Raw genomic sequence first — 20360 nt, forward strand, 5'->3', positions numbered from 1 at the left:
AGCGACAACCGGCTGTCCATCCATTTGACCTGCCGCCCACAGGGCGCAAATCGCTCGGCCGGCCATGCGAAACTGCCGCGCGGTAGTCACGCGGAGGCGGCGACCAGTCTTATCGGCGGTGCAAAACCCCTTGCGGGAGGGGAGGTGTGCACACGTGTCGCATTCAGTAAGTGCGGTTAATGGCGCTAGTTGACCCTGATCAATGATTTGCCCTTTGCCCGAAGGCATTGTGCCGCCATCACCAAGGTAGCGCCATGAACACTCACACCCGCCAAGATGATCAAGCCCCCGAGGAGATCGAGCGGCTCGATGCAGATCCCGTCAATGCAGCGTGGAAGCGCAAGCCGCTCTACGAGGCTCGCAAGAAGATATTTCCCAAGCGGGCCTCGGGCCGTTACCGCCAGTTCAAATGGCTGGTGATGATCATCACGCTCGGGATCTACTACATCACGCCCTGGCTGCGCTGGGATCGCGGTCCCTTCGCGCCCGACCAGGCGGTGCTGGTCGATTTCCCGAACCGGCGCTTCTACTTCTTCTTCATCGAGATCTGGCCGCAGGAGTTCATCTTCGTCGCGGGGCTTCTCGTCATGGCCGGTTTCGGCCTGTTTCTCGTTACCTCCGCCGTCGGGCGCGCCTGGTGCGGCTATACCTGTCCGCAAACGGTGTGGGTCGACCTGTTTCTCGTCGTCGAACGCGCGATCGAGGGCGATCGCAACGCCCGCATGAAGCTCGAAAGCGCGCCATGGACCGGCAGCAAGTTTGCCAAGCGTGTCAGCAAGCACGCGATCTGGCTGCTGATCGGAGTCGCGACCGGTGGCGCCTGGATCTTCTACTTCGCCGATGCGCCTTCGCTTCTCGGCGACTTTCTGACCGGCCGGGCGCCGGCCGTGGCCTATATCACCGTCGGCATCCTCACCGCGACCACCTATGTTTTCGGCGGTCTCATGCGCGAGCAGGTCTGCACCTACATGTGCCCCTGGCCGCGTATCCAGGCCGCCATGCTGGACGAAAGTTCGCTGGTCGTGACCTATAACGACTGGCGCGGCGAACCGCGCGGCAAGCATGCCAAGAAGGCCGCGGCCGACGGTCTGGCGCTCGGCGATTGCGTGGATTGCAACGCCTGCGTCGCCGTCTGCCCGATGGGGATCGACATCCGCGACGGCCAGCAGCTGGAGTGCATCACCTGTGCGCTGTGCATCGACGCCTGCGACGGTGTGATGGACAAGCTCGGCCGTGATCGCGGGCTGATCGCCTATGCGACCCTGGCCGACTACCAACAGAACATGGCCATCGCCACCGGCAACGGCACCCATGCCATCGATCCCGCCAGGGTGCGGGATGCCGACGGGCACTATCACGACAAGGTCAAGCACTTTGACTGGCGCGTCATCTTCCGCCCGCGGACCATGCTGTACCTGCTCATCTGGTCCGTCGTCGGCTTCGCGCTTCTGATCGCACTGCTGTCGCGCGACCGTCTGGAACTCAACGTTCTGCATGACCGCAATCCGCAATATGTGCTGCAGTCGAACGGCGACATCCAGAACGGATTTACGGTAAAGCTTCTGAACATGATTCCCGAGCCCCGGGTGATCTTCCTGTCGATCGAAGGGCTTCCGGGTGCGACCATGACCGCGCCGGGCATCAATCAGCCGCCCAGCCGGTCGCTGGCCATCGAGGTCGAACCGGATCGCCTGCGGGAGATCAAGCTTCATGTCACCCAGCCGAAAGAGTACATTTCGGGGGCGGTGACCAAGTTCAGGCTCGTCGCGGACGACAAGGCGAGCAATGAGCACGATGCGTATGTCGCCAATTTCAACGCTCCGGAGCGCAAATGATGGAACTCATCAGGGACGTCTTTCGACCGAAGGTTTTCACCGGCTACCACATGTTTGGCGTGCTGTTTCTCTTCTTCGGCACCATCATTACCGTCAACCTGATCATGGCGCGTTTTGCGATCACGACATGGACGGGCCTCGTCGTCGAGAACTCCTATGTCGCCAGCCAGGAGTTCAACGAGAAGGCCTCGGAGATGAAGGCTATCAACGCGCTCGGCTATTCGGTCAGGCTTGATGCGTCGGACAAGGGCTTCTTCCTCGATCTGACCGACCGTAACGGCGCGCCGAGCGCGTCGGATCTCGTCGAGATCAACTTCCACCATCCCGTCGGGCAGGTGGGCGACGAGCGACTTGTTCTCTCGCCGGAAGGGCGCGGACGGTTCTCGACCGCCGAGCGCCTGCCCGAGGGGGAATGGATCGCCCAGGTCACCGTCACCGATGGCGGCGAAACCGTCTACAAGCGCGCGCACCGCATCCATATCAAGGCAGACGGGACACTGAGATAATGAGCTGCTGCGCCGCCGGAACCGAAAGCGCGTCGGAACTCGACGCCCTGCGCTCGGCTCTGCCTGTCGCCGACGAACTGGCGCTTGCCAGCCGGTCGATCGGTGACGGCCTGCGGCAGTGCGACCTGATCGTTCCAGGCGTGCATTGCGGTGCCTGCATCGCGCTTCTCGAAAAGGAACTGCCGAAGATCGAGGGCATCGAGCGCGCCCGCGTCAATCTGTCGACGCGCCGTATCGCGCTGGTGGCAGAGGGCGAGGGGATTGCCGCCGGCAACACGATCGCCGCCGCGGTGCAGAAGATGCACGCTCTCGGCTATTCCTCGCACCTTCCGGGGGGCGAGGACGAGAAGGGCGATCCGGTGCTGCGCGAACTTCTGCGCTCGCTCGCCGTCGCCGGCTTTGCCTCGATGAATGTGATGCTCCTGTCGGTGTCGGTCTGGTCCGGCGCCGAGGATGCCACCCGGGACATGTTTCATCTGATTTCGGCGCTCATCGCCGGGCCGGCAATCCTTTATGCCGGCAGGGTCTTCTACCGGTCCGCATGGCAGGCCGTCAGTCACGGCCGGGCCAATATGGACGTGCCCATCACGCTCGGCGTTCTGCTGGCCTATGCGATCTCGATGTTCGAGACCTTCAGCCATGGCGAGCATGCCTATTTCGATGCATCGCTGACGCTGCTGTTCTTTCTTCTCGGCGGGCGTACGCTCGACCACATGATGCGTGAACGTGCCCGGTCGGCGGTGCGCAACCTGGCGAACCTCTCGCCGCGCGGTGCGATAATCGTCGGCGAGAACGGATCGCGGGATTTCATGTCGCTCGACGAAATCCGGCCTGGCATGAAGATCGCGCTCGCCGCGGGTGAGCGCACACCGGTTGACGGCATCGTGGCCGAAGGCGTGGGCGACATGGACTTTTCGCTGGTCAATGGCGAAGGCGATCCGGTTCGCGTCGAAGCGGGTATGGAGGTACCGGCCGGTACGCTCAACCTGACCGGCAGCCTGATCATCAGCGCGACGCGCGCGGCCCGGGATTCCTTCCTGGCGGAAATGGTCTCGATGATGGAGGCGGCAGAAAGCGGGCGGGCCGGCTATCGGCGTCTGGCCGACAGGGCCTCGTCGATCTACGCGCCGGTGGTCCACCTGCTGGCGCTGCTCACCTTCTTCGGCTGGATCGCGACGACCGGCGACTGGCGCCAGGCGACGCTGATTGCGGTTTCCGTTCTCATCATCACCTGTCCCTGCGCGCTCGGTCTCGCCGTCCCGGTGGTTCAGGTGATCGCCGCCGGGCGGCTCTTCGAGAACGGCATCATGGTCAAGGACGGTTCCGCCATGGAGCGTCTGGCGGAAGCCGACTACGCGGTCTTCGACAAGACGGGTACGCTGACCCGCGGCAGGCCCGTCCTGCTCAATGCTGCCGACATCGCGCACTGCGATCTGGCGCTCGGGGCGCGGATCGCGCAGCATTCGCTTCATCCCTTGTCGAAGGCGCTCGCCGCCGCCGGGCAGGGGATCGCGGCAGTCAGCCTGCCGTCGCTGAGCATTCGCGAGATCGCCGGTGAAGGACTGGAAGCCGTCACCCCCGAGGGGCGCGTCTACCGTCTCGGCCGTGCCGGCTTTGCGCTTTCGATCGACCGGGACGGCGATGATGCCGGCTCGGAGGTCGTGCTTTCGCGCGATGGCGACGAGATCGCGACCTTCCGGTTCTCCGACTCGATCCGCGCGGGGGCGGGGGCGGCACTCGCATCGCTCGAGGATCGCGGCATTCGCGCCGAAATCCTATCCGGGGATCGCGAACGTCCCGTTGCGGTCCTGGCCGGACAGCTCGGTGTGACGAACTGGCTTTCGCGGGCACGCCCCGCCGAGAAGGTCGCGCGCCTCGAGGCTCTGCGCGCTGAAGGCCGCAAGGTCATCATGGTCGGTGACGGCCTCAACGACGCCCCGGCACTTTCCGCGGCCCATGTCTCGATGGCGCCCGCGAGCGCCGCCGATGTCGGCCGGCAGGCTGCTGACTTCGTCTTCCTGCATGAGAGCCTGGAGGCGGTGCCGGTGGCTCTGTCGATTTCGCGCCGCGCCAACCGGCTGATCCGGCAGAATTTCGCGCTCGCCATCCTCTACAACCTGATCGCCGTGCCGCTGGCCATTCTGGGCCACGCATCGCCGCTTGTGGCGGCGGTTGCCATGTCGTCTTCCTCGGTGATCGTGGTGCTGAATTCCATGCGGCTGAAATGGCGGCATTCCGACACGAAGCTCGCCGTCGACGCGGTTGAAAGGCGGACGCGCGATGCCGGTTCCGCCACGATCGCAGGCAGCGCGGGAGTTGCCGCGTGACCAATCTCTTCATCCTGATACCCGCCGCGCTCTTTCTGGGGCTCCTGGGTCTCGGCGCTTTCCTCTGGTCGCTCAGGAACGGCCAGTACGAGGATCTCGAGGGCGCTGCCTGGCGCGTTCTCGATGACGGCGACGACAAGCCGGCCGAGGACAGGGCCCCGCGCGATCAACAGGGGTGAACTCGGGACTTGACGAAATGCGCTCCGCCTTCCATGTCCCTTTCCTGACAGGTCCGGCTTTGCGCCGGCGTGTCTCCCGCCTATAGTTCTGCAAAAATCCAAAGGGAGAGAAACATGGCCTCAGCGGAAATTGGTGTCATCGGTCTGGGTGTCATGGGTGCAAATCTTGCCCTCAATATCGCCGACCACGGTTTCGACGTTGCCGTCTACAACCGGACCGAGGAGCGTACGCGCGAATTCGCGGCCGGCGCCGGCGAGCTGTCGAGCAAGATCATCCCGACCGGATCGCTCGAGGAATTCGTGGCAGCCATTCGCCCGCCCCGTCCGGTCATCATCATGATCAAGGCCGGTGATCCGGTGGACCAGCAGATTGCCGCCCTGAAGCCGCTTCTTGAAAACAACGACATCATCATCGATGCCGGCAACGCCAATTTCCGCGATACGATGCGCCGCTTCGAGGAACTCAAGGATACCGGCCTGACCTTTATCGGCATGGGTGTGTCCGGCGGCGAGGAAGGCGCGCGCTTCGGTCCGTCGATCATGGTCGGCGGCACGGAAGCTTCCTGGAACCGCGTCAGCGACGTCATCAACGCGATTTCCGCGAAATTCAACGACGAGCCCTGTGCCGCCTGGCTCGGCGAGAACGGTGCCGGCCATTTCGTCAAGACGATCCATAACGGGATCGAATATGCCGACATGCAGATGATCGCCGAGATCTACGGCATCATGCGTGACGGCATGGACATGAAGGCGCCGGAAATGGCGGGTGTCTTCGATGCCTGGAATTCCGGTCCGCTCGATTCCTTCCTGGTCGAGATTACCTCCAAGGTGCTCGCGACCGGGGACGACAAGACGGGCAAGCCGCTCGTCGACGTCATCCTCGATGCAGCCGGGCAGAAGGGCACCGGTCGCTGGTCGGCAATCGAGAGCCAGCAGATGGCCGTGCCGGCATCCGCGATCGAGGCCGCCGTCGGCGCCCGCAGCCTTTCCGCCATGACCGGTCTGCGCGCCGAAGCCGAAGAACTTCTCGGACGTCCGGATCTGGGCCGCTTCGAGGTCGGCGGCAATGCCGCGGCGCTTCTCGAACAGGCGCTTCTCGCGGGCAAGGTCGCAGCTTATGCGCAAGGCTTCGCGGTCATGGCGGCTGCGTCGAAGGAGTTCGGCTGGAACCTGCCCATGCCGATCATCGCCAAGATCTGGCGCGCGGGCTGCATCATCCGTTCGCGGTTCCTGGACGAGATTTCCGAAGCCTTCACCAAGACCCCGGACGTCGCAAACCTCGTCATGACGCCCGAATTCTCGCGTATCGTGAAGGAAACGGACACCGCGCTTCGCACCGTGGTGGCCGAAGCGGTCCGCAAGGGGCTGCCGGTTCCTGCCCTTTCCTCAGCCGTGGCCTATTTCGACCAGCTTCGCAGGGCGCGCGGAACCGCCAATCTCATCCAGGCGCAGCGCGATTTCTTCGGAGCTCACGGCTTCGAGCGCATCGACGGCAAGGGTGAGAACCACGGCCCCTGGAACATGGGAAACTGACGCCGCCGCCCGGCAATCCGATCCGCATCAACCGTCATTCCGGCGCCATCCGAAAGCGAGGGGACCATGGAACGCAGCAAGGTCAATGAAATTCTGCTCGAGGGAGACCGGTTCATCCGTTCCTTCGGCTATGTCATGCCGCCCTTTGCCTATTGGTCCCCCGCCGAGATGAAGCGGCGCGTGAACGAAGATTCAGCGCTGATCAGGCAGTCGCGATTGGGCTGGGACATTACCGATTACGGGCAGGGCAAGTTCGACGAGCTTGGCCTGTTCCTGTTCACGGTGCGCAATGGTTCGGTGGACGATCTGAAGGCCGGCAGGGGGATGCTCTACGCCGAAAAGATCATGATCAGCCGCAAGGACCAGATTTCGCCCATGCATATGCATGCGCTCAAGTCCGAGGACATCATCAACCGCGGCGGCGGCAAGCTGGTGCTCGAACTGTTCTCATCGACGCCCGACGGCCAGATAGACCGCGAGGCACCGGTGGAGGTGCTGACGGACGGGACCATGCGCAAGCTCGGTGCCGGCGACAAGCTCAGCCTGTCGCCGGGCGAGAGCGTGACGCTGCTTCCCGGCCAGTGGCACGCCTTCTGGGGTGAGGGCGGCGATGTGCTGATCGGCGAGGTCTCCACGGTCAATGACGATCTCACCGACAACATTTTCGCGGAACCGGTCGGACGGTTCTCGACCATTGTCGAGGACACCGATCCGGTTCACCTGCTTGTCGCCGATTACGAAAACTTCTTGTAGTCGGTCCCTTCCGGATAGGGGTTGCCGGAAAGGCTGTCGCTGAAAAGTCCGAGCCGCGCCGCCTTGGCGACCGCAGCGGAGCGATTTGGGGTGCCGAGCTTGTTGACCGCATTGGTCAGCACGGATTCCACTTCCTGCATGGACAGGATGAGGCTTCTGCCGATTTCCTCGTCACTCCATCCCTGAGCAACATGTCCGAGGCATTTCAGTTCAGTTCGCGTAAGGGGAATACGCGAAGGTCTGTCTGCATGGTTCATTGCACATCCTTCGGCGCAGGAAATCCCCCGCGGGGACTTGCGTCCCCACGACAAGATCTGCGCCAGCTCTGAAAGGAACGATGACAGAGACCTGCATCGAGAGCCTTTGGCGGCTTCGAGGGGCGGGCTCACATCGTTCGGTTGGGCGGCGGGTGTAGTGCGCTCACGGCGCAGCAGTATTACGTGCAGTCCTGAATGAGCGGCATATGAGGGATTCGGCGGGCGAATTCATTGACAGCGCGCGCCGATAATTGACCAATCGGTAAAATTTTATTCGATCGGTCCGGGATTGGCGCCCGCCGCTGTCCGCCGGCGCCGGAAAAGGCTGGGAGACGTACCGAACCAGCGCGACGCCGACCGGGTGAACGCACTCGATGCGGAAAACCCCAGCCGCTCGCTGATCTGGGAGAGGCTCAGGTCCGTTTCCACGAGCAACTGCTCGGCGAGATCGCGGCGGCTGTCGTCGATGATTTCGTGCAGGCTTGTGCTGGCTTCGGCGAGGCGTCGTTGCAGCGTCCGCTCGCTCATGCCGGTACGATCTGCAAGCTCGGCCAGCGAGGGCTGCGCTTGGCCCAGTGAGTGTTCGACGATCTGGCGGACGGTCTGCACGGGGTCGGTGCCGTAGCCTTCGAGATTGGGCAGCGATTCCATCTGCGCCCGCAGGATGTCGAAAAGCCGCGGATCCGCTGCCGGATTGACGCGGTCCAGCTCGTCATGCGGGATGATGAGGGCGTTGGCAGCCGCGCCGAAACTGAGATTTCTCGCGATATGCTCCCTGTAGACCGAGGGATTTTCGGGGCGTTCCCTCTCGATCTCCGCTTTCACGCGCTGGAAGCCGGGCCCGAGGATCGTCCGGAAATGTGCAATCGCGGCCACGAAGGCGAGATCGACGAACTGGCTGCGCCGGACAATCAGCGGCGAGTAGGTCCACTCGATCCGGGAGGCGCTGTCGGTCTCGTGAAAATGGTAGATGGTCGCGCTGTCGAACTTGCGGAAACTGTTCTTGACCAGTTCCACCGCGTGTCCGGCGGTGGGCGCATGCATCAGCGCGTAGCCCATGATGCCCGAGGCGCCTTTTTCCAAGGCTGCGCCGGCATTGAGACCGAAACTGGGGTCGCCCGTCAAGGCGGCCAGCGTTTCGAGAAACCGGCAGAAATTGGGAAGGCTGATGCGTCTGGTGACCTGCGAGAAGTCACGCGGATCCAATCCGCACGCCTGCGCGATCGGCGCCGCGTCGACGCCTCTCTCTTTCGCGCATTTCATGACTGATGCCGCAAAGCCCGCCGAAACTTCGATGTCGTGTAGCATTACCAGGTTCGACAATGTCGCCCGTTGTTAAAACTCTGACGTATAATGGTAAGTCCGAATGTACCGATTAGTCGAGTTCTAATTGCGCCGCCGCGTCGCGCCGCGTTCCGCGCGGAGGAAAAATTCGGACGGTCGGCGGAAAACCCTATGTCGCAGCGGCGTAAAGCGGTATCCGAGGTCGATGGTCCGGCGAGCCGGACGACAAGGCATGACATTCGCGGAGAGGAACGAACATGGATAGCCAGACCACTGCCAGCAAGAACGTGTTCAACTGGGATGATCCGTTCCTTCTGGAGGCGCAGCTCGAAGAGGACGAGCGGATGATCCGTGACGCGGCAGCCGCGTTTGCCGCCGACAAGCTCGCGCCGCGTGTCACCGAAGCCTATCTCAACGAAACTGTCGATCGCGACATTTTCGGCGAAATGGGCGAGGCGGGCCTTCTCGGTGTCACCGTGTCCGAGGACTACGGCGGTGCGGGCGCCGGATATGTTTCCTACGGGCTTGTGGCGCGCGAGGTCGAGCGCATCGATTCCGGCTATCGTTCCATGATGAGCGTGCAGTCGTCGCTGGTGATGTATCCCATCGACGCCTATGGCAGCGAGGAGCAGCGCAAGAAATACCTTCCGAAGCTTGCAAGCGGGGAGTGGGTCGGCTGTTTCGGTCTGACCGAGCCCGATGCCGGTTCTGATCCCGGTTCGATGAAGACGCGGGCGAAGAAGACCGATGGCGGATATGTCCTGAACGGCTCGAAGATGTGGATTTCCAACGCGCCGATCGCCGATGTGTTCGTCGTCTGGGCCAAGTCGGATGCCCACGACAACCAGATCCGCGGCTTCATTCTCGAAAAGGGCATGAAGGGCCTGTCGGCGCCGAAGATCGGCGGCAAGCTGTCACTGCGCGCTTCCGTGACCGGGGAAGTGGTGATGGACAATGTCGAGGTCGGCGAAGAGGCGTTGCTGCCCAAGGTCTCGGGCCTGAAGGGGCCGTTCGGCTGCCTCAACCGCGCGCGTTACGGCATTTCCTGGGGTGTGCTGGGCGCCGCCGAGGACTGCTGGTTCCGGGCCCGCCAGTACGGGCTGGATCGCAAGCAGTTCGACAAGCCGCTCGCCGGCACCCAGCTGTTCCAGAAGAAGCTCGCCGACATGCAGACGGAAATCGCACTCGGGCTGCAGGGCTCGCTGCGCGTCGGCCGCCTGATGGATTCCGGCGACATGGCCCCCGAGATGATCTCGCTCGTCAAGCGCAACAATTGCGGCAAGGCGCTCGACATCGCCCGCATGGCCCGTGACATGCACGGCGGCAACGGCATTCAGGCCGAGTATCACGTCATGCGCCACGCCCAGAACCTGGAGACGGTCAACACCTATGAGGGGACGCACGACGTGCACGCGCTGATCCTCGGCCGGGCGCAGACGGGGATCCAGGCTTTCTTCTGAGGGGAATTTTTCGACCCTCGCAGAAAGTAGGGCAGCTATGCGGAATTGTGCATTGCGTCTCGTGTTGCAATGCACAATAACTGCCGCCATCTGAATTCGGGGAGGAAAGCAGGGGAAGACGATATGGTCTTCAAAGTACTCCAGCTGCCTTGGCATGTCGCCGCGCCGTCGCAGCCCGACCTCACCATCCGCCGGCTGGAGCCGCGAGATCGCGACACGTTTGTCGCGCACCTGCACGAACTCACTTTCGATGATTTCCGTGACCGCTTCAATGGCGTCGTCTCGGATCACTGGCTCATCGATTACGTCGAGAAATCCCTCGCTGAGGCCATCGTTCTGGGTGCCTTCGACGGCGGCCACCTGGTTGCCGTCTCGGAACTGCATTGCGAGGGCGGTACGCCCGACGGCTTTGGCGAATCGGCCTTTTCGGTTGCCTCCTCCTTCCGTCGCAAGGGCATCGGCACATTGCTGATCACCGCGCTTCTGGAGGCCGCGAATGAAAACGACGTTCACACGGTGATCGTCGAAACCGGACCGCAGAACGTCGCCATGCGCGAACTCGCCCGCAAGTTCGGCGCCAGCATGCACTATGAGGACAGCATGTCGGTCGGCCAGATCGATGTGGCCCACGGCCTCGAGACGGCCGAGTGCTCTATCGCGAAGTTCAAGCCGATCGTCTTCCAGCCCGCGCGGGTCGAGCATCTGAAACTGACCGCCTGAGGCGATCGGCTCCTGCCTGAGAACTTGATTCATCCCGCTGAGCGTCCGATTCAAGTTGGGCGCCCAACTATCTGATTTCAGAGTCGATTCCACGTTTCGCGGCAATGGATCATCGCGGCCTGCGCTTGATCTCGTCCCGCCGAACGGCCATGCTCCCGGCTGATTTTCACAAGGGAGTTTCAGTGTGCGCATCATTACCGGCAAGGATATCGAGACCGTCTGCTCATGGCCGATGATCGTCGAGGCCATGCGCGAGGGGCACCGGCTGGAGCCGGCGATCCTGCGCGACAGCCTGCTCGAAAGCGGCAACCGGAAAATGCTGGTGCGTAGTGCCTGGATAGCGGGTCTCGCCTCGGGGACCAAGGCCGTGACCATCTATCCCGACAATCCGACGCTCGATGTCCCCAAGCCCTCGATACAGGGGCAGGTGCTGCTTTTCGACGAGGCTTCCGGTCATGTCGAAGCGGTACTCGAAGGGGTGGATCTGACCGGCTGGAAGACGGCGGGCGATTCGGCGCTCGGTGCGGATTGCCTGGCCCGAAAGGATATCCGCGCCATGCTGATGGTCGGGGCGGGGTCGATGGCCTGGCCGCTCATTGAGGCGCACCGCAGTGTCCGCCCTTCCATCGATACCGTCATCGTCTGGAACCGTAACGCCGAGCGGGGCGGGGCGCTCGTCGCGCGCCTCAGTGAGGCCGGACTCGATGCCCGCTTCGAGGCAGATCTCGACGCGGCGGTCCCGCAGGCCGACCTCATCTGCACTGCCACGATGACGCAGCAACCGTTGATCAAGGGCGCGCTGATCAAGCCCGGCACCCATGTCGATCTCGTCGGGGCCTATACGCCGGCCATGCGCGAGGCGGATGACGAGACGCTTCGGCGCGGCGATCTGTTCGTCGACAGTTTTGCAACGACCATCGGCCATATCGGCGAGGTAACGATCCCGCTCGAAAGCGGCGCAATCTCCCGCGACGACATTCTCGGCGACATGCACGCGCTCGTTCAGGGGAAGGCCGGGCGCGCGGTCGAGGATGCGATCACCGTGTTCAAGAACGGCGGCGGTGCGCATCTCGACATGATGGTCGCACACGCCGTGGCTCGGGCGATGGAGCGAACGTAACAAAAAGGCCCCGCCGGCGAAGGCGGGGCATTTCCGGTCCGGCAAGCTCGACTTATTCGCCGACCTTCTTGATGCGGCCCTCGATTTCGGGGGAAATCGTGCCCTTGGCTTCGACGTAAGCCATCACGTCATTGGCCATCAGATTGCCGTTACCGGCATTGACCAGGATCTTGCCGCCGCCGAGCGCGCCGTAGCCGTCGCCGCCTGAGAGCATGTAGTCGTTGGTCGCGACCTTGTAGATCTTGTCGGGATCGAGATCCTCACTGCCCAGTTTCACCGAGACCACGCGGGAGCCGGAAGGCGCAGTCGGGTCGTAGACCACTTCCATGCCGGAGACCTGCGGGAAGCGGCCGCCACCGGTCTCGACCTGGCTGAAGCCGTTCTCGAGCGCGGAAAGAATCTGGCTGCCGGGGATTTCGGTCACCACCGTGACGTTGCCGAAGGGCAGTTCGGCGAGAATGTCGCCACGGGTGAGATCGGTGCCGGCGTCATAGGTGCGGTCGGCGCGGATGCCGCCGCCATTGGTGATGGCGACATCGGCGCCGGAGGCCTCGCGCATGGCATCTGCGATCAGGTCGCCCATCGCCGATTCCTGGCTGCGCACGATGTTGCGTCGGGAATCGAGCGGCGTTTCGGACGTGCCGATGACGATGCCGAGACTGTCGTCGAGCTTCTTCTGGAAGTCGTCGACGATCTTCTGGGTTTCAGGGTCGGGTTCCACCATTGCCGTGTCGATGAAGCGGAAGGAGGGCATCCAGCTTACGGTGCGCTCGCCATCCTTTTCCCCGATCGTGACGTTGAGATCGAGCGGCGAGAGAAAGCGCGCATCCATCGAGGTTTCGACATAGGCCGTCACGCCGTCATAGGCGGTGGCATAGGAATGATCGTCGCCCGACATGATGACGTCGAAGGCGTGGCTTGCGATCAGTTCGCGATCGTTTGCCATATCGGTCTGCACCACGCCGACGACGAGATCGGCGCCGTCCTCGCGCGCCTTCCCGGCGGCCTCGATCGCGGTATCGACGGTCGGCAGGAACTTCAGGTCGCCGGGGCTCGAGACTTCCGGTGTCGTGTCCTGCGCGACCGGGACCAGGGCGATCTTCAGCCCCGCCATCTCCTTCATCATGACACCGCCGAGGCCGTCGACCGCCGAGCCGTCGGCATTGGTTATGTTGATGGCGGCCCATGGATATTTCGAGGCCTTCATCTTCTCGTAGAAATTCTCCGGGCCGAAATCGAATTCATGGTTGCCGGGCACCGCGATGTCGAAGGGCACGACATTCGTGAGGTCGACCGTGTTCTGGCCCTTGTCGAGACCTGACAGGATCGAGGGGGAAAGCATGTCGCCGTCGAAGACATAAAGCGTGTTGGGATTGTTCGCCTTCTCCGCCTTGGCGACGGCATTCAGCCGTGCAAAACCGCCACGCCCCTTGACCTCGTTGAACTGGTAGACGTCACCGACGCCGAGGATCGTCAGCTTCACCTCCTCGGCCTTGAGCGGCACGATCATCGTCGCGCCGAGGGCGCTGGCGCACAGGAGGATGCGAAGGGCAGGGGTGCGGGGTGTCGTCATCATGTCTCTCCACTCAAAAGGCTGGCCATTCGGGGCTGAGGGGAAGACTTGCACCGAAACAGTTCTCCCGCAAGCCTTGCCTGCGACGTGCAGATTCCGGTTGCGCGCAAGCGAAAACTCACCACAATCGGCGCAGACGTTCGCCATGTGCGGCCCGGTGAAGGAGTCCCGGTGCCGCGACTGGAACGTTCCTGCCAGGGACGCGCCCGCCAGCGCGTCCGCCAATAATCGAACCGGAGGAGATCGAGAATGGCATTTTTGACGCGGAAGAGTTTTATCGGACTGGCCGCGGCCGGCGCCGTCGCGCTGTCCATGGCGCCCGCCAAGGCCGAGCAGTTCATCAACGTGCTGACGGGCGGTCAGTCGGGCGTCTACTATCCGCTTGGTGTCGGGCTTTCGAAAATCTATGCCGAGAAGATACCGGATGTGCGCACCCAGGTGCAGTCCACCAAGGCGTCGGTCGAGAACCTCAACCTCCTGCAGCAGGGCAAGGGCGAGATCGGTTTCGCACTGGGCGATTCCGTCAAGCTCGCGGTCGAAGGCGACGCGGAAGCGGGCTTCAAGGCGCCGCTCGACAAGCTGCGCGGTATCGCCGCCATCTACCCGAATTTCATCCAGATCGTCGCGTCCAAGGAAAGCGGCATCAAGACGCTCGCCGACCTCAAGGGCAAGCGCGTCTCCGTCGGGGCTGCGAAATCCGGGACCGAGCTCAACGCCCGCAAGATCTTCGAAACCGCCGGCATGAGCTATGACGATTTCGAGAAGACCGAATATCTGCCGTTTGCCGAATCCGTCGAGCTGATCAAGAACCGCCAGCTCGATGCGACGCTGCAATCGGCTGGTCTCGGTGTGGCCTCGATCAAGGATCTGGCGACCTCCGTCGATATCCAGATGGTGGCGGTGCCGGAGGACATTGCGAGCCAGCTCGGCGCGCCCTACGTCGCCGAGACAATTCCCGCCGGGACCTATGCGGGCCAGGAAGGCGACGTCCAGACCGTTGCGGTCGTGAACTTCCTGATCACGAATTCCGATGTGCCCGATGAAATTGCCTATGAGATGACAAAGCAGCTCTTCGAGAACCTGCCGGAGCTCGAGGCAGCCCACAATGCCGCGGCGAAGATCAAGCTCGAGAATGCGCTCAGCGGCATGCCGCTTCCGGTCCATCCCGGTGCCGAGAAGTATTATGCCGAAAAGGGCATGAAATAAGCCGTACCGGCTGAGTGACCGGGCGGTAGGCATGCTGCCGCCCGGCTGATCCCGCGATTACCGGAGTTGCCTGATGCCGGCTGATACTTCCTCGCGCGCTGACGAGAACAGCCGCGAGATCGATTTTCATGATCCGCTCGCGGATGATTTTCCCTCCGGCTTCGAGGGGCGCCTGCTGTTCTGGATCGCGGTCGTCTTTTCCGCCTTCCAGATCGCGACCGCGGCGCATCTGATCGACTTTCCGAGCCAGGTCATCCGCGCCTTCCATGTCGGTTTCCTGCTGCTGCTCGCGTTTCCGCTGGTGGCGATGTCCAAGGGCGGTCTGGTGCGCAAGCTGCTCGCCTGGATATTCGCGGGCCTCGCGGTCTTCGTCGCGCTGTACCAGTGGGAGCAGTATACCGAGCTTCTGATGCGGGCCGGAGATCCTCTGCCGCGCGACATGGTGATCGGCGTGATCACGCTGCTGACGGTTTTCGTCGCGGGCTGGATCGTCATGGGGCCGGCGCTGCCGATCATCTCGGGCATCTTTCTCGCCTATTGTCTGTTCGGCGAATATCTGCCTTCGCCGCTCAATCACCGCGGCTATGACTTCGCGCAGGTGATCGACCACATGACATTCGGGACGGAAGGGATCTACGGCATCCCGATCTACGTGTCCTCGACCTACATCTTCCTGTTCATCCTGTTCGGTTCGTTTCTCGAGCGTGCCGGAATGATCAAGCTCTTCACCGACGTCTCACTCGGTTTCGTCGGGCACAAGAAGGGTGGCGCGGCCAAGGTCTCGGTGATCTCGTCGGGATTGATGGGAACGATCTCGGGCTCCGGCGTCGCCAATGTCGTGACCACCGGGCAGTTCACCATTCCGCTGATGAAGCGCTTCGGCTACCGGCCGGAATTTGCCGGCGGGGTGGAATCGACAGCCTCGATGGGCGGGCAGATCATGCCGCCGGTGATGGGCGCGGTCGCCTTCATCATGGCCGAGACGCTGGGCGTCGAATATCACGAGGTGGTCAAGGCGGCGATCATACCGGCGCTTCTCTATTTCGCCTCGGCCTTCTGGATGGTGCACCTGGAAGCCGGCAAATACGGGCTTTCTGGCCTGTCGAAGGATCAGCTGCCGTCGCCGCTGCAGGCGCTGAAGGAAAAATGGTACCTGCTGCTGCCGCTCGGGGCGCTCGTCTATCTTCTGTTCACCGGCTACACGCCGTTGTTCGCCGGGACGATCGGGCTCGCATTGACGGTGCTGTTGATCCTCGGCAGCTCGATCGCGCTCGGGCTTCCCGCCGGCATCATCCGGACCATCTTCTGGATCGGGCTCGGCATTCTGGGCGCGGCCTTCTTCGAGTTCGGCATCCACGTCATCGTCGTCGGCATGGCGGTCCTGATCGTCTGGAGCCTGTTGTCGAAAGGCGGGCGCGAGACGCTGGCGCTGTGCCGGGATTCGCTCGCCGAAGGTGCCAAGACCGCGCTGCCGGTCGGCGTCGCCTGCGCCATCGTCGGCGTGATCATCGGCACCATGACGCTGACGGGCGCTGCCAACACGTTCGGACAGTTCATCGTTTCGGTCGGCGACAAGAGCCTGCTCCTGTCGCTGGTCTTGACCATGTTCACCTGCATCCTGCTCGGCATGGGCATTCCGACGATCCCGAACTACATCATCACCTCGGCAATCGCCGGGCCGGCTCTTCTGGAGCTCGGTGTGCCGCTTCTCGTCAGCCACATGTTCGTCTTCTATTTCGGCATTCTGGCGGATCTGACCCCGCCGGTCGCGCTGGCCTGCTTCGCGGCGGCCCCGATTGCGCGGGCGAGCGGGCTCAGGATTTCCATCGAGGCGGTGAAGGTTGCCGCGGCCGGTTTCGTCATTCCCTATATGGCGGTCTATACGCCGGCCCTCATGCTGCAGGATGGGGGGGCGCTGTCGCAATCGATCGGCTATCTGCCGGCAGTCCTCTACATCGTCATCAAGGCCGTGCTGGCCATCGGGCTCTGGGGTGCCGCGGTGATCGGATATCTCGGAAAGCCGCTCGGCTGGCCCATGCGCCTACTGGCGATGGTCGCCGCCTTCACGCTGATTGCGGCGCTGCCGGTCACGGATGAAATCGGCTTCGCGCTGCTTGCCGTCTTCGGCTTCCTGCTCTGGCGCAGCATGCGCTCGGCGCCTGCGGAAACGGCCTGATGCCTGTCGGCCTCTGTATCGCGAGCGCGGGCAAGACGGTCTTCGTCGCGGCGACAGCCTTCAGTCTTTCCTGGGTCCATTCGGTCGAAAGGACCGAGTGGCGGGAGGACTGGGTCGTCAGCGATCAGGCGCTCGTTCTGACGCAAGCGCGGGTGAAGGGTTCGGGTGCCGGCATGGATCCCGGTCCCGGTGCGCGGCTCGATGACGGCTGGTGGATCTGGGAACCGGCCCTGCCGCCGCAGCCGGACATGCGTCTTGCGGCAAGTGGCGCCACGGTGTCCGCATGGGAACTCTGTCATGCGAAGGGATGTCTTGCCCTCGGCGCGAAGGCTGGTGACGGCATCAGGCTATGGCCATGCGAGGGCGATGCGTCCTGATCCCGGATGACGTGGCAAACTGCTGGACCGGCGGCGCCTCGTCGCTATTGTGGTTTTGTTGAGCGACGGGACGTGGTTTTGCCGGTATGCCCGTTTTGAATGCCTGAATGTCGGGGGGCGAGACCGGGAATGCAGGGTGCCTTTTCGTTTCCGATGGCGCAGGGGCGTGCCGAAGCCCTCGGCGAGATCCATGCCCGACCCCATCTTCCGGTCGGTCCGGATCGCGCCATCATCCAGCTGGCCTTCCTGACCGAGGGCGGATCTCCCGTCGATCACGCGGTCCTTTGCGATCTCTCCCGCCAGAGGGGCATTGCCGCGCCCGCCCGCGATGCCCAGCACGTCATCATGGATTGGGGCGCGGGAAAGCTGCGCTGGGAGCGGCATACCGAGTTCTCGACCTATCTCTGGGACTGCCCCGCGCCGAAGGAATTCGGTGCGCCGATCAGCAATCATCCCTTCGGCGACCAGTTCAAGGCGCCGGGGTCGTTCGTCTCCGGCGTCAGGATCGAAGTCCGGCGCGATGGCGGGGACATGGAGACCTATCTCGATCAGTTCGACAAGGTGAGCGTGACGGTCAGCGACCTGCCGTCGACGAAAGCGACGGTGATCACAGATTTTCGCCAGGACGGCGACGGCCTGACACGGATTCTCATCGTCGACCGGGGCATGTCGGACCGGGTGCGCGGTGCACTGTGCCAGCGGTTGATCGACATCGAGACTTATCGGACACTGGCGACGCTCGGACTGGCGCTGGCACGCTCGCAGTCACCGGATATCCGGCGGATGGAAGACAGGCTGACGGCGATCACCAGCGACATGAAGCGGGAGGTGCGGGAAAGCGCCGACGAACTCCTGTCGCAGGTCACGTCGCTTGCCGCGGAACTCGAGGCAAGCGCGGCGCTCAGCCTCTATCGTTTCGGCGCCAGCCGGGCCTATTACGCAATCGTGCGCGAACGTATCGCAGCCCTTGGCGAGACGGCGGCCCCGGGCCACGAGACGCTGGGCAGTTTTCTCGACAAGCGCCTCGGCCCGGCCATGCGCACATGTCAGTCGATGGAGGAGCGGCAGGCCAGCCTGTCACGCAAGCTTTCGCGCGCCACGACGCTCATCCGAAGCTGGATCGACGTCGAGCTGGAACGGCAGAATTCGGCGCTGCTCAAGTCGATGAACCGGCGCGTTAAGCTGCAGCTGCGCCTGCAGCAAACTGTCGAAGGCCTCTCCGTCGCGGCAATCAGCTATTACGTCGTCGGTCTTTTCAGCTATCTCGCGAAGACTGCGGAGCATGAATGGCCGACAGTCTCGGCCAGCCTTCTGACAGGCCTTTTCGTTCCGGTGGCGATCATCTCGACATGGTTGGTGGTACGCTCGATCCGAAAGCACCATACCGTCGATGACGAGGATGTGGACTAGGGCATGCCTGATTGCGGGCGTCGCTGGATGTAAAGGCGGGGCAAGCGACAGCTCGTCAACCGCGCGTCAGATCCTCGACCTCGTAGGTCCAGACCCGGAAGTGATCGAGGCTGTGCGGTCCGAAGGAATTGACAAGCGGAATGTCGGCGGCGTCGCGCCCTCGCGCGACCAGGATGCGGCCGATGCGGGGGATGTTGTTTCGCGGGTCGAAGGTGCGCCATTCGCCATCGAGATAGACCTCGATCCAGGCCGAGAAGTCCATAGGGTCGACAACCGGTACACCAATGTCGCCGAGATGGCCGTTGATGTAACGCGCCGGGATGTTCAGGCATCGGCAGAACGTCAGTGCCAAGTGGGCAAAGTCGCGGCAGACGCCGACCTTCTCCTCGTAAGCCTCGAATGCCGTTCTGGTCGAGCGGGCCTGAAGATAGTCGAATTTGATATGGTCGTGGACGAAGTCGCAGATCGCCTGCACGCGGCTCCAGCCGGGTTGCAGCGAGCCGAAGAGATCCCAGGCCGTTTGGCTTAACTTGTCCGTCTCGCAGTAGCGGCTGCCCATGAGATAGACGAGGCAATCATCCGGAAGATCGGGCACTGCGATTTCCTGCGCTAGAAAATCGGCCGGATCGATAAGTCCGTCATCCTCGATGATGGCGTCGCCCCAGATCATCGTCGTGCCTTGTGGGGCGACGAGACGCCGGCAGGTATTTCCGAACAGGTCGACATAGGTCGAGGAGGGGGCGTCGGGATTGGTGAAGACGACTTCCGGCGCACGGATATCACCTGCCCGGTCCCTGTGAACCGACAGAAGGCAGATGAGTGCAGTCGGCTGCGGGCAGGTGAGGGTGATTTCGTAGCCGTAGCGAATGAGCATGGCGAAGCGATCCGGGGAACGAGTTGTGATGTATCGGGGGAAGTCGGGGTATCAGGAGCGGTGAATACGTCGCGTTCGCCGTCGTGCATCCCTAGGCCGCGGGGGCAGCGTTTGCCCCCGGCACATTCTTTTCAACGGACCGCGAAGGTGGGGTCCGGCCGGTCAGGTCTTCTTCTTCCCGGAAACCGGCATATTGGCGTTGGCCGCGCTCTTGACCTGGCTGCCGAAGGGAGTTTCCGCCTGAGGCGGCGCCTTGACCTGCTTGGGTTTGCGGATTTCGCGCGAACTGCGCTTTTGTCCCTTAGCCATGACCGAAAGTCCTTTCCATAAGGCCGTCATTTCCACCCTTGGCGGGATTGGAAGCTGCGACCAGGTTGTCCTGTGTGGTGACGCGTTCGTAACGCTCGTCTTCGTTCCGGATGCGGTATTGGGGTGACCCGCCGATCGGAGGGAGGGTGGCGGTTATGGCGTAAACGTCGCTGGCGCCCGCATTGGTGATTATGGAGGAGTTGTCGCTCATGCGAACTAACTGGCCGATGCCGAATATGTGACGCGGCGCCTCTTCCACGGCACGGCGTTTCATGCGGCCTTGCTGGTACTTGATCATATTGTTCATCCTTCCGGGAACGTATGCCCTGAAGTCGATCGCATCGCCCCGCCTTTGCCATCAGGCATGACTGGAGGCCATGCACCCCGTGAGAGGGACATGTAAAACTGGATCGTCTTTCAGAAAAAATCTCTGGAGCCCGCGATATTTTCAAATCATGTTC

At 62.8% G+C, this 20360-nt stretch carries 19 protein-coding genes; 13 read left to right on the top strand and 6 right to left on the bottom strand.

What is annotated here, in order from left to right:
* Positions 1-254 precede the first annotated feature (254 nt).
* The 6 genes from ccoG to E2A64_RS11515 all read left to right on the top strand — a co-directional run bounded on the left by ccoG (position 255) and on the right by E2A64_RS11515 (position 7133).
* On the top strand, positions 255-1835 hold the full coding sequence (ccoG, locus tag E2A64_RS11490; RefSeq protein ID WP_133284627.1) for a cytochrome c oxidase accessory protein CcoG: 1581 nt from the start codon (positions 255-257) through the stop codon (positions 1833-1835).
* Positions 1832-2341 carry a FixH family protein gene (locus tag E2A64_RS11495; RefSeq protein ID WP_133284628.1) on the top strand — a complete coding sequence of 170 codons (510 nt, stop codon included), beginning with the start codon at positions 1832-1834 and terminating at the stop codon, positions 2339-2341. The genes ccoG and E2A64_RS11495 overlap by 4 nt, the downstream gene beginning before the upstream one ends.
* Positions 2341-4668, top strand: coding sequence for a heavy metal translocating P-type ATPase (locus tag E2A64_RS11500; protein WP_133284629.1), 2328 nt, complete (start codon positions 2341-2343; stop codon positions 4666-4668). Before E2A64_RS11495 ends, E2A64_RS11500 begins: the two co-directional genes overlap by 1 nt.
* A complete protein-coding gene (gene ccoS / locus E2A64_RS11505) occupies positions 4665-4847 on the top strand; it encodes a cbb3-type cytochrome oxidase assembly protein CcoS (RefSeq protein WP_133284630.1) in 183 nt (60 codons plus the stop codon). The genes E2A64_RS11500 and ccoS overlap by 4 nt, the downstream gene beginning before the upstream one ends.
* A gap of 114 nt (positions 4848-4961) precedes the next feature.
* Entirely contained in the window at positions 4962-6380 is a 1419-nt protein-coding gene (gene gndA / locus E2A64_RS11510; RefSeq protein ID WP_133284631.1) for an NADP-dependent phosphogluconate dehydrogenase, read from the top strand.
* A 66-nt stretch (positions 6381-6446) separates the two neighbouring features.
* Positions 6447-7133 (top strand): D-lyxose/D-mannose family sugar isomerase, encoded by a 687-nt coding sequence (locus tag E2A64_RS11515; protein WP_133284632.1) that lies wholly within the window; start codon positions 6447-6449, stop codon positions 7131-7133.
* Here E2A64_RS11515 and E2A64_RS11520 read toward each other — a convergent pair.
* Both E2A64_RS11520 and E2A64_RS11525 read right to left on the bottom strand, forming a co-directional pair.
* A complete protein-coding gene (locus E2A64_RS11520; protein ID WP_133284633.1) occupies positions 7115-7390 on the bottom strand; it encodes a response regulator transcription factor in 276 nt (91 codons plus the stop codon). The two genes, E2A64_RS11515 and E2A64_RS11520, sit on opposite strands and share 19 nt — an antisense overlap.
* 270 nt (positions 7391-7660) lie before the next feature.
* Positions 7661-8653, bottom strand: coding sequence for an AraC family transcriptional regulator (locus E2A64_RS11525; RefSeq protein ID WP_158285749.1), 993 nt, complete (start codon positions 8651-8653; stop codon positions 7661-7663).
* Between the two features lie 278 nt (positions 8654-8931).
* Here E2A64_RS11525 and E2A64_RS11530 point away from each other — a divergent pair, with 278 nt between their 5' ends.
* The 3 genes from E2A64_RS11530 (at position 8932) to E2A64_RS11540 (ending at position 11974) form a co-directional block, all read left to right on the top strand.
* The gene (locus tag E2A64_RS11530) at positions 8932-10134 is read left to right on the top strand and encodes an acyl-CoA dehydrogenase (RefSeq protein ID WP_133284635.1); all 1203 of its coding nucleotides are present in this window, start codon (positions 8932-8934) and stop codon (positions 10132-10134) included.
* Between the two features lie 123 nt (positions 10135-10257).
* Positions 10258-10854 carry a GNAT family N-acetyltransferase gene (locus E2A64_RS11535; RefSeq protein WP_158285750.1) on the top strand — a complete coding sequence of 199 codons (597 nt, stop codon included), beginning with the start codon at positions 10258-10260 and terminating at the stop codon, positions 10852-10854.
* A gap of 184 nt (positions 10855-11038) precedes the next feature.
* Positions 11039-11974 (top strand): ornithine cyclodeaminase family protein, encoded by a 936-nt coding sequence (locus E2A64_RS11540; protein WP_133284637.1) that lies wholly within the window; start codon positions 11039-11041, stop codon positions 11972-11974.
* A 52-nt stretch (positions 11975-12026) separates the two neighbouring features.
* Here the strand turns inward: E2A64_RS11540 and E2A64_RS11545 are convergent, their stop codons facing one another.
* Positions 12027-13547 carry a bifunctional metallophosphatase/5'-nucleotidase gene (locus E2A64_RS11545; RefSeq protein ID WP_158285751.1) on the bottom strand — a complete coding sequence of 507 codons (1521 nt, stop codon included), beginning with the start codon at positions 13545-13547 and terminating at the stop codon, positions 12027-12029.
* 249 nt (positions 13548-13796) lie between these two features.
* Between E2A64_RS11545 and E2A64_RS11550 the strand changes: the two genes are divergently transcribed.
* From E2A64_RS11550 to E2A64_RS11565, 4 genes are all read left to right on the top strand, one after another.
* Positions 13797-14753 (top strand): TAXI family TRAP transporter solute-binding subunit, encoded by a 957-nt coding sequence (locus tag E2A64_RS11550; RefSeq protein WP_133284639.1) that lies wholly within the window; start codon positions 13797-13799, stop codon positions 14751-14753.
* A 73-nt stretch (positions 14754-14826) separates the two neighbouring features.
* Positions 14827-16929, top strand: coding sequence for a TRAP transporter permease (locus tag E2A64_RS11555; RefSeq protein ID WP_133284640.1), 2103 nt, complete (start codon positions 14827-14829; stop codon positions 16927-16929).
* On the top strand, positions 16929-17306 hold the full coding sequence (locus E2A64_RS11560; protein ID WP_133284641.1) for a DUF1850 domain-containing protein: 378 nt from the start codon (positions 16929-16931) through the stop codon (positions 17304-17306). The genes E2A64_RS11555 and E2A64_RS11560 overlap by 1 nt, the downstream gene beginning before the upstream one ends.
* Before the next feature lie 129 nt (positions 17307-17435).
* Entirely contained in the window at positions 17436-18716 is a 1281-nt protein-coding gene (locus tag E2A64_RS11565; RefSeq protein WP_244598261.1) for a DUF3422 family protein, read from the top strand.
* A gap of 55 nt (positions 18717-18771) precedes the next feature.
* Here E2A64_RS11565 and E2A64_RS11570 read toward each other — a convergent pair whose 3' ends face one another.
* The 3 genes from E2A64_RS11570 to E2A64_RS11575 all read right to left on the bottom strand — a co-directional run bounded on the left by E2A64_RS11570 (position 18772) and on the right by E2A64_RS11575 (position 20197).
* Positions 18772-19590 carry a transglutaminase-like domain-containing protein gene (locus tag E2A64_RS11570; protein WP_133284642.1) on the bottom strand — a complete coding sequence of 273 codons (819 nt, stop codon included), beginning with the start codon at positions 19588-19590 and terminating at the stop codon, positions 18772-18774.
* A gap of 162 nt (positions 19591-19752) precedes the next feature.
* The gene (locus E2A64_RS17920) at positions 19753-19899 is read right to left on the bottom strand and encodes a hypothetical protein (RefSeq protein ID WP_174235785.1); all 147 of its coding nucleotides are present in this window, start codon (positions 19897-19899) and stop codon (positions 19753-19755) included.
* The gene (locus tag E2A64_RS11575; RefSeq protein WP_133284643.1) at positions 19892-20197 is read right to left on the bottom strand and encodes a hypothetical protein; all 306 of its coding nucleotides are present in this window, start codon (positions 20195-20197) and stop codon (positions 19892-19894) included. The genes E2A64_RS17920 and E2A64_RS11575 overlap by 8 nt, the downstream gene beginning before the upstream one ends.
* Positions 20198-20360 lie beyond the last annotated feature (163 nt).

Source organism: Pseudohoeflea suaedae, from assembly GCF_004354915.1.
Taxonomy (GTDB): Bacteria; Pseudomonadota; Alphaproteobacteria; order Rhizobiales; family Rhizobiaceae; genus Pseudohoeflea; species Pseudohoeflea suaedae.

Coding starts and splice junctions, on each gene's coding strand:
- ccoG (WP_133284627.1), top strand. CDS start 255: ATGAACACTCACACCCGCCAAGATGATCAAGCCCCCGAGGAGATCGAG.
- E2A64_RS11495 (WP_133284628.1), top strand. CDS start 1,832: ATGATGGAACTCATCAGGGACGTCTTTCGACCGAAGGTTTTCACCGGC.
- E2A64_RS11500 (WP_133284629.1), top strand. CDS start 2,341: ATGAGCTGCTGCGCCGCCGGAACCGAAAGCGCGTCGGAACTCGACGCC.
- gndA (WP_133284631.1), top strand. CDS start 4,962: ATGGCCTCAGCGGAAATTGGTGTCATCGGTCTGGGTGTCATGGGTGCA.
- E2A64_RS11515 (WP_133284632.1), top strand. CDS start 6,447: ATGGAACGCAGCAAGGTCAATGAAATTCTGCTCGAGGGAGACCGGTTC.
- E2A64_RS11520 (WP_133284633.1), bottom strand. CDS start 7,390: ATGAACCATGCAGACAGACCTTCGCGTATTCCCCTTACGCGAACTGAA.
- E2A64_RS11525 (WP_158285749.1), bottom strand. CDS start 8,653: ATGAAATGCGCGAAAGAGAGAGGCGTCGACGCGGCGCCGATCGCGCAG.
- E2A64_RS11530 (WP_133284635.1), top strand. CDS start 8,932: ATGGATAGCCAGACCACTGCCAGCAAGAACGTGTTCAACTGGGATGAT.
- E2A64_RS11535 (WP_158285750.1), top strand. CDS start 10,258: ATGGTCTTCAAAGTACTCCAGCTGCCTTGGCATGTCGCCGCGCCGTCG.
- E2A64_RS11545 (WP_158285751.1), bottom strand. CDS start 13,547: ATGACGACACCCCGCACCCCTGCCCTTCGCATCCTCCTGTGCGCCAGC.
- E2A64_RS11550 (WP_133284639.1), top strand. CDS start 13,797: ATGGCATTTTTGACGCGGAAGAGTTTTATCGGACTGGCCGCGGCCGGC.
- E2A64_RS11555 (WP_133284640.1), top strand. CDS start 14,827: ATGCCGGCTGATACTTCCTCGCGCGCTGACGAGAACAGCCGCGAGATC.
- E2A64_RS11560 (WP_133284641.1), top strand. CDS start 16,929: ATGCCTGTCGGCCTCTGTATCGCGAGCGCGGGCAAGACGGTCTTCGTC.
- E2A64_RS11565 (WP_244598261.1), top strand. CDS start 17,436: ATGCAGGGTGCCTTTTCGTTTCCGATGGCGCAGGGGCGTGCCGAAGCC.
- E2A64_RS11570 (WP_133284642.1), bottom strand. CDS start 19,590: ATGCTCATTCGCTACGGCTACGAAATCACCCTCACCTGCCCGCAGCCG.
- E2A64_RS17920 (WP_174235785.1), bottom strand. CDS start 19,899: ATGGCTAAGGGACAAAAGCGCAGTTCGCGCGAAATCCGCAAACCCAAG.
- E2A64_RS11575 (WP_133284643.1), bottom strand. CDS start 20,197: ATGATCAAGTACCAGCAAGGCCGCATGAAACGCCGTGCCGTGGAAGAG.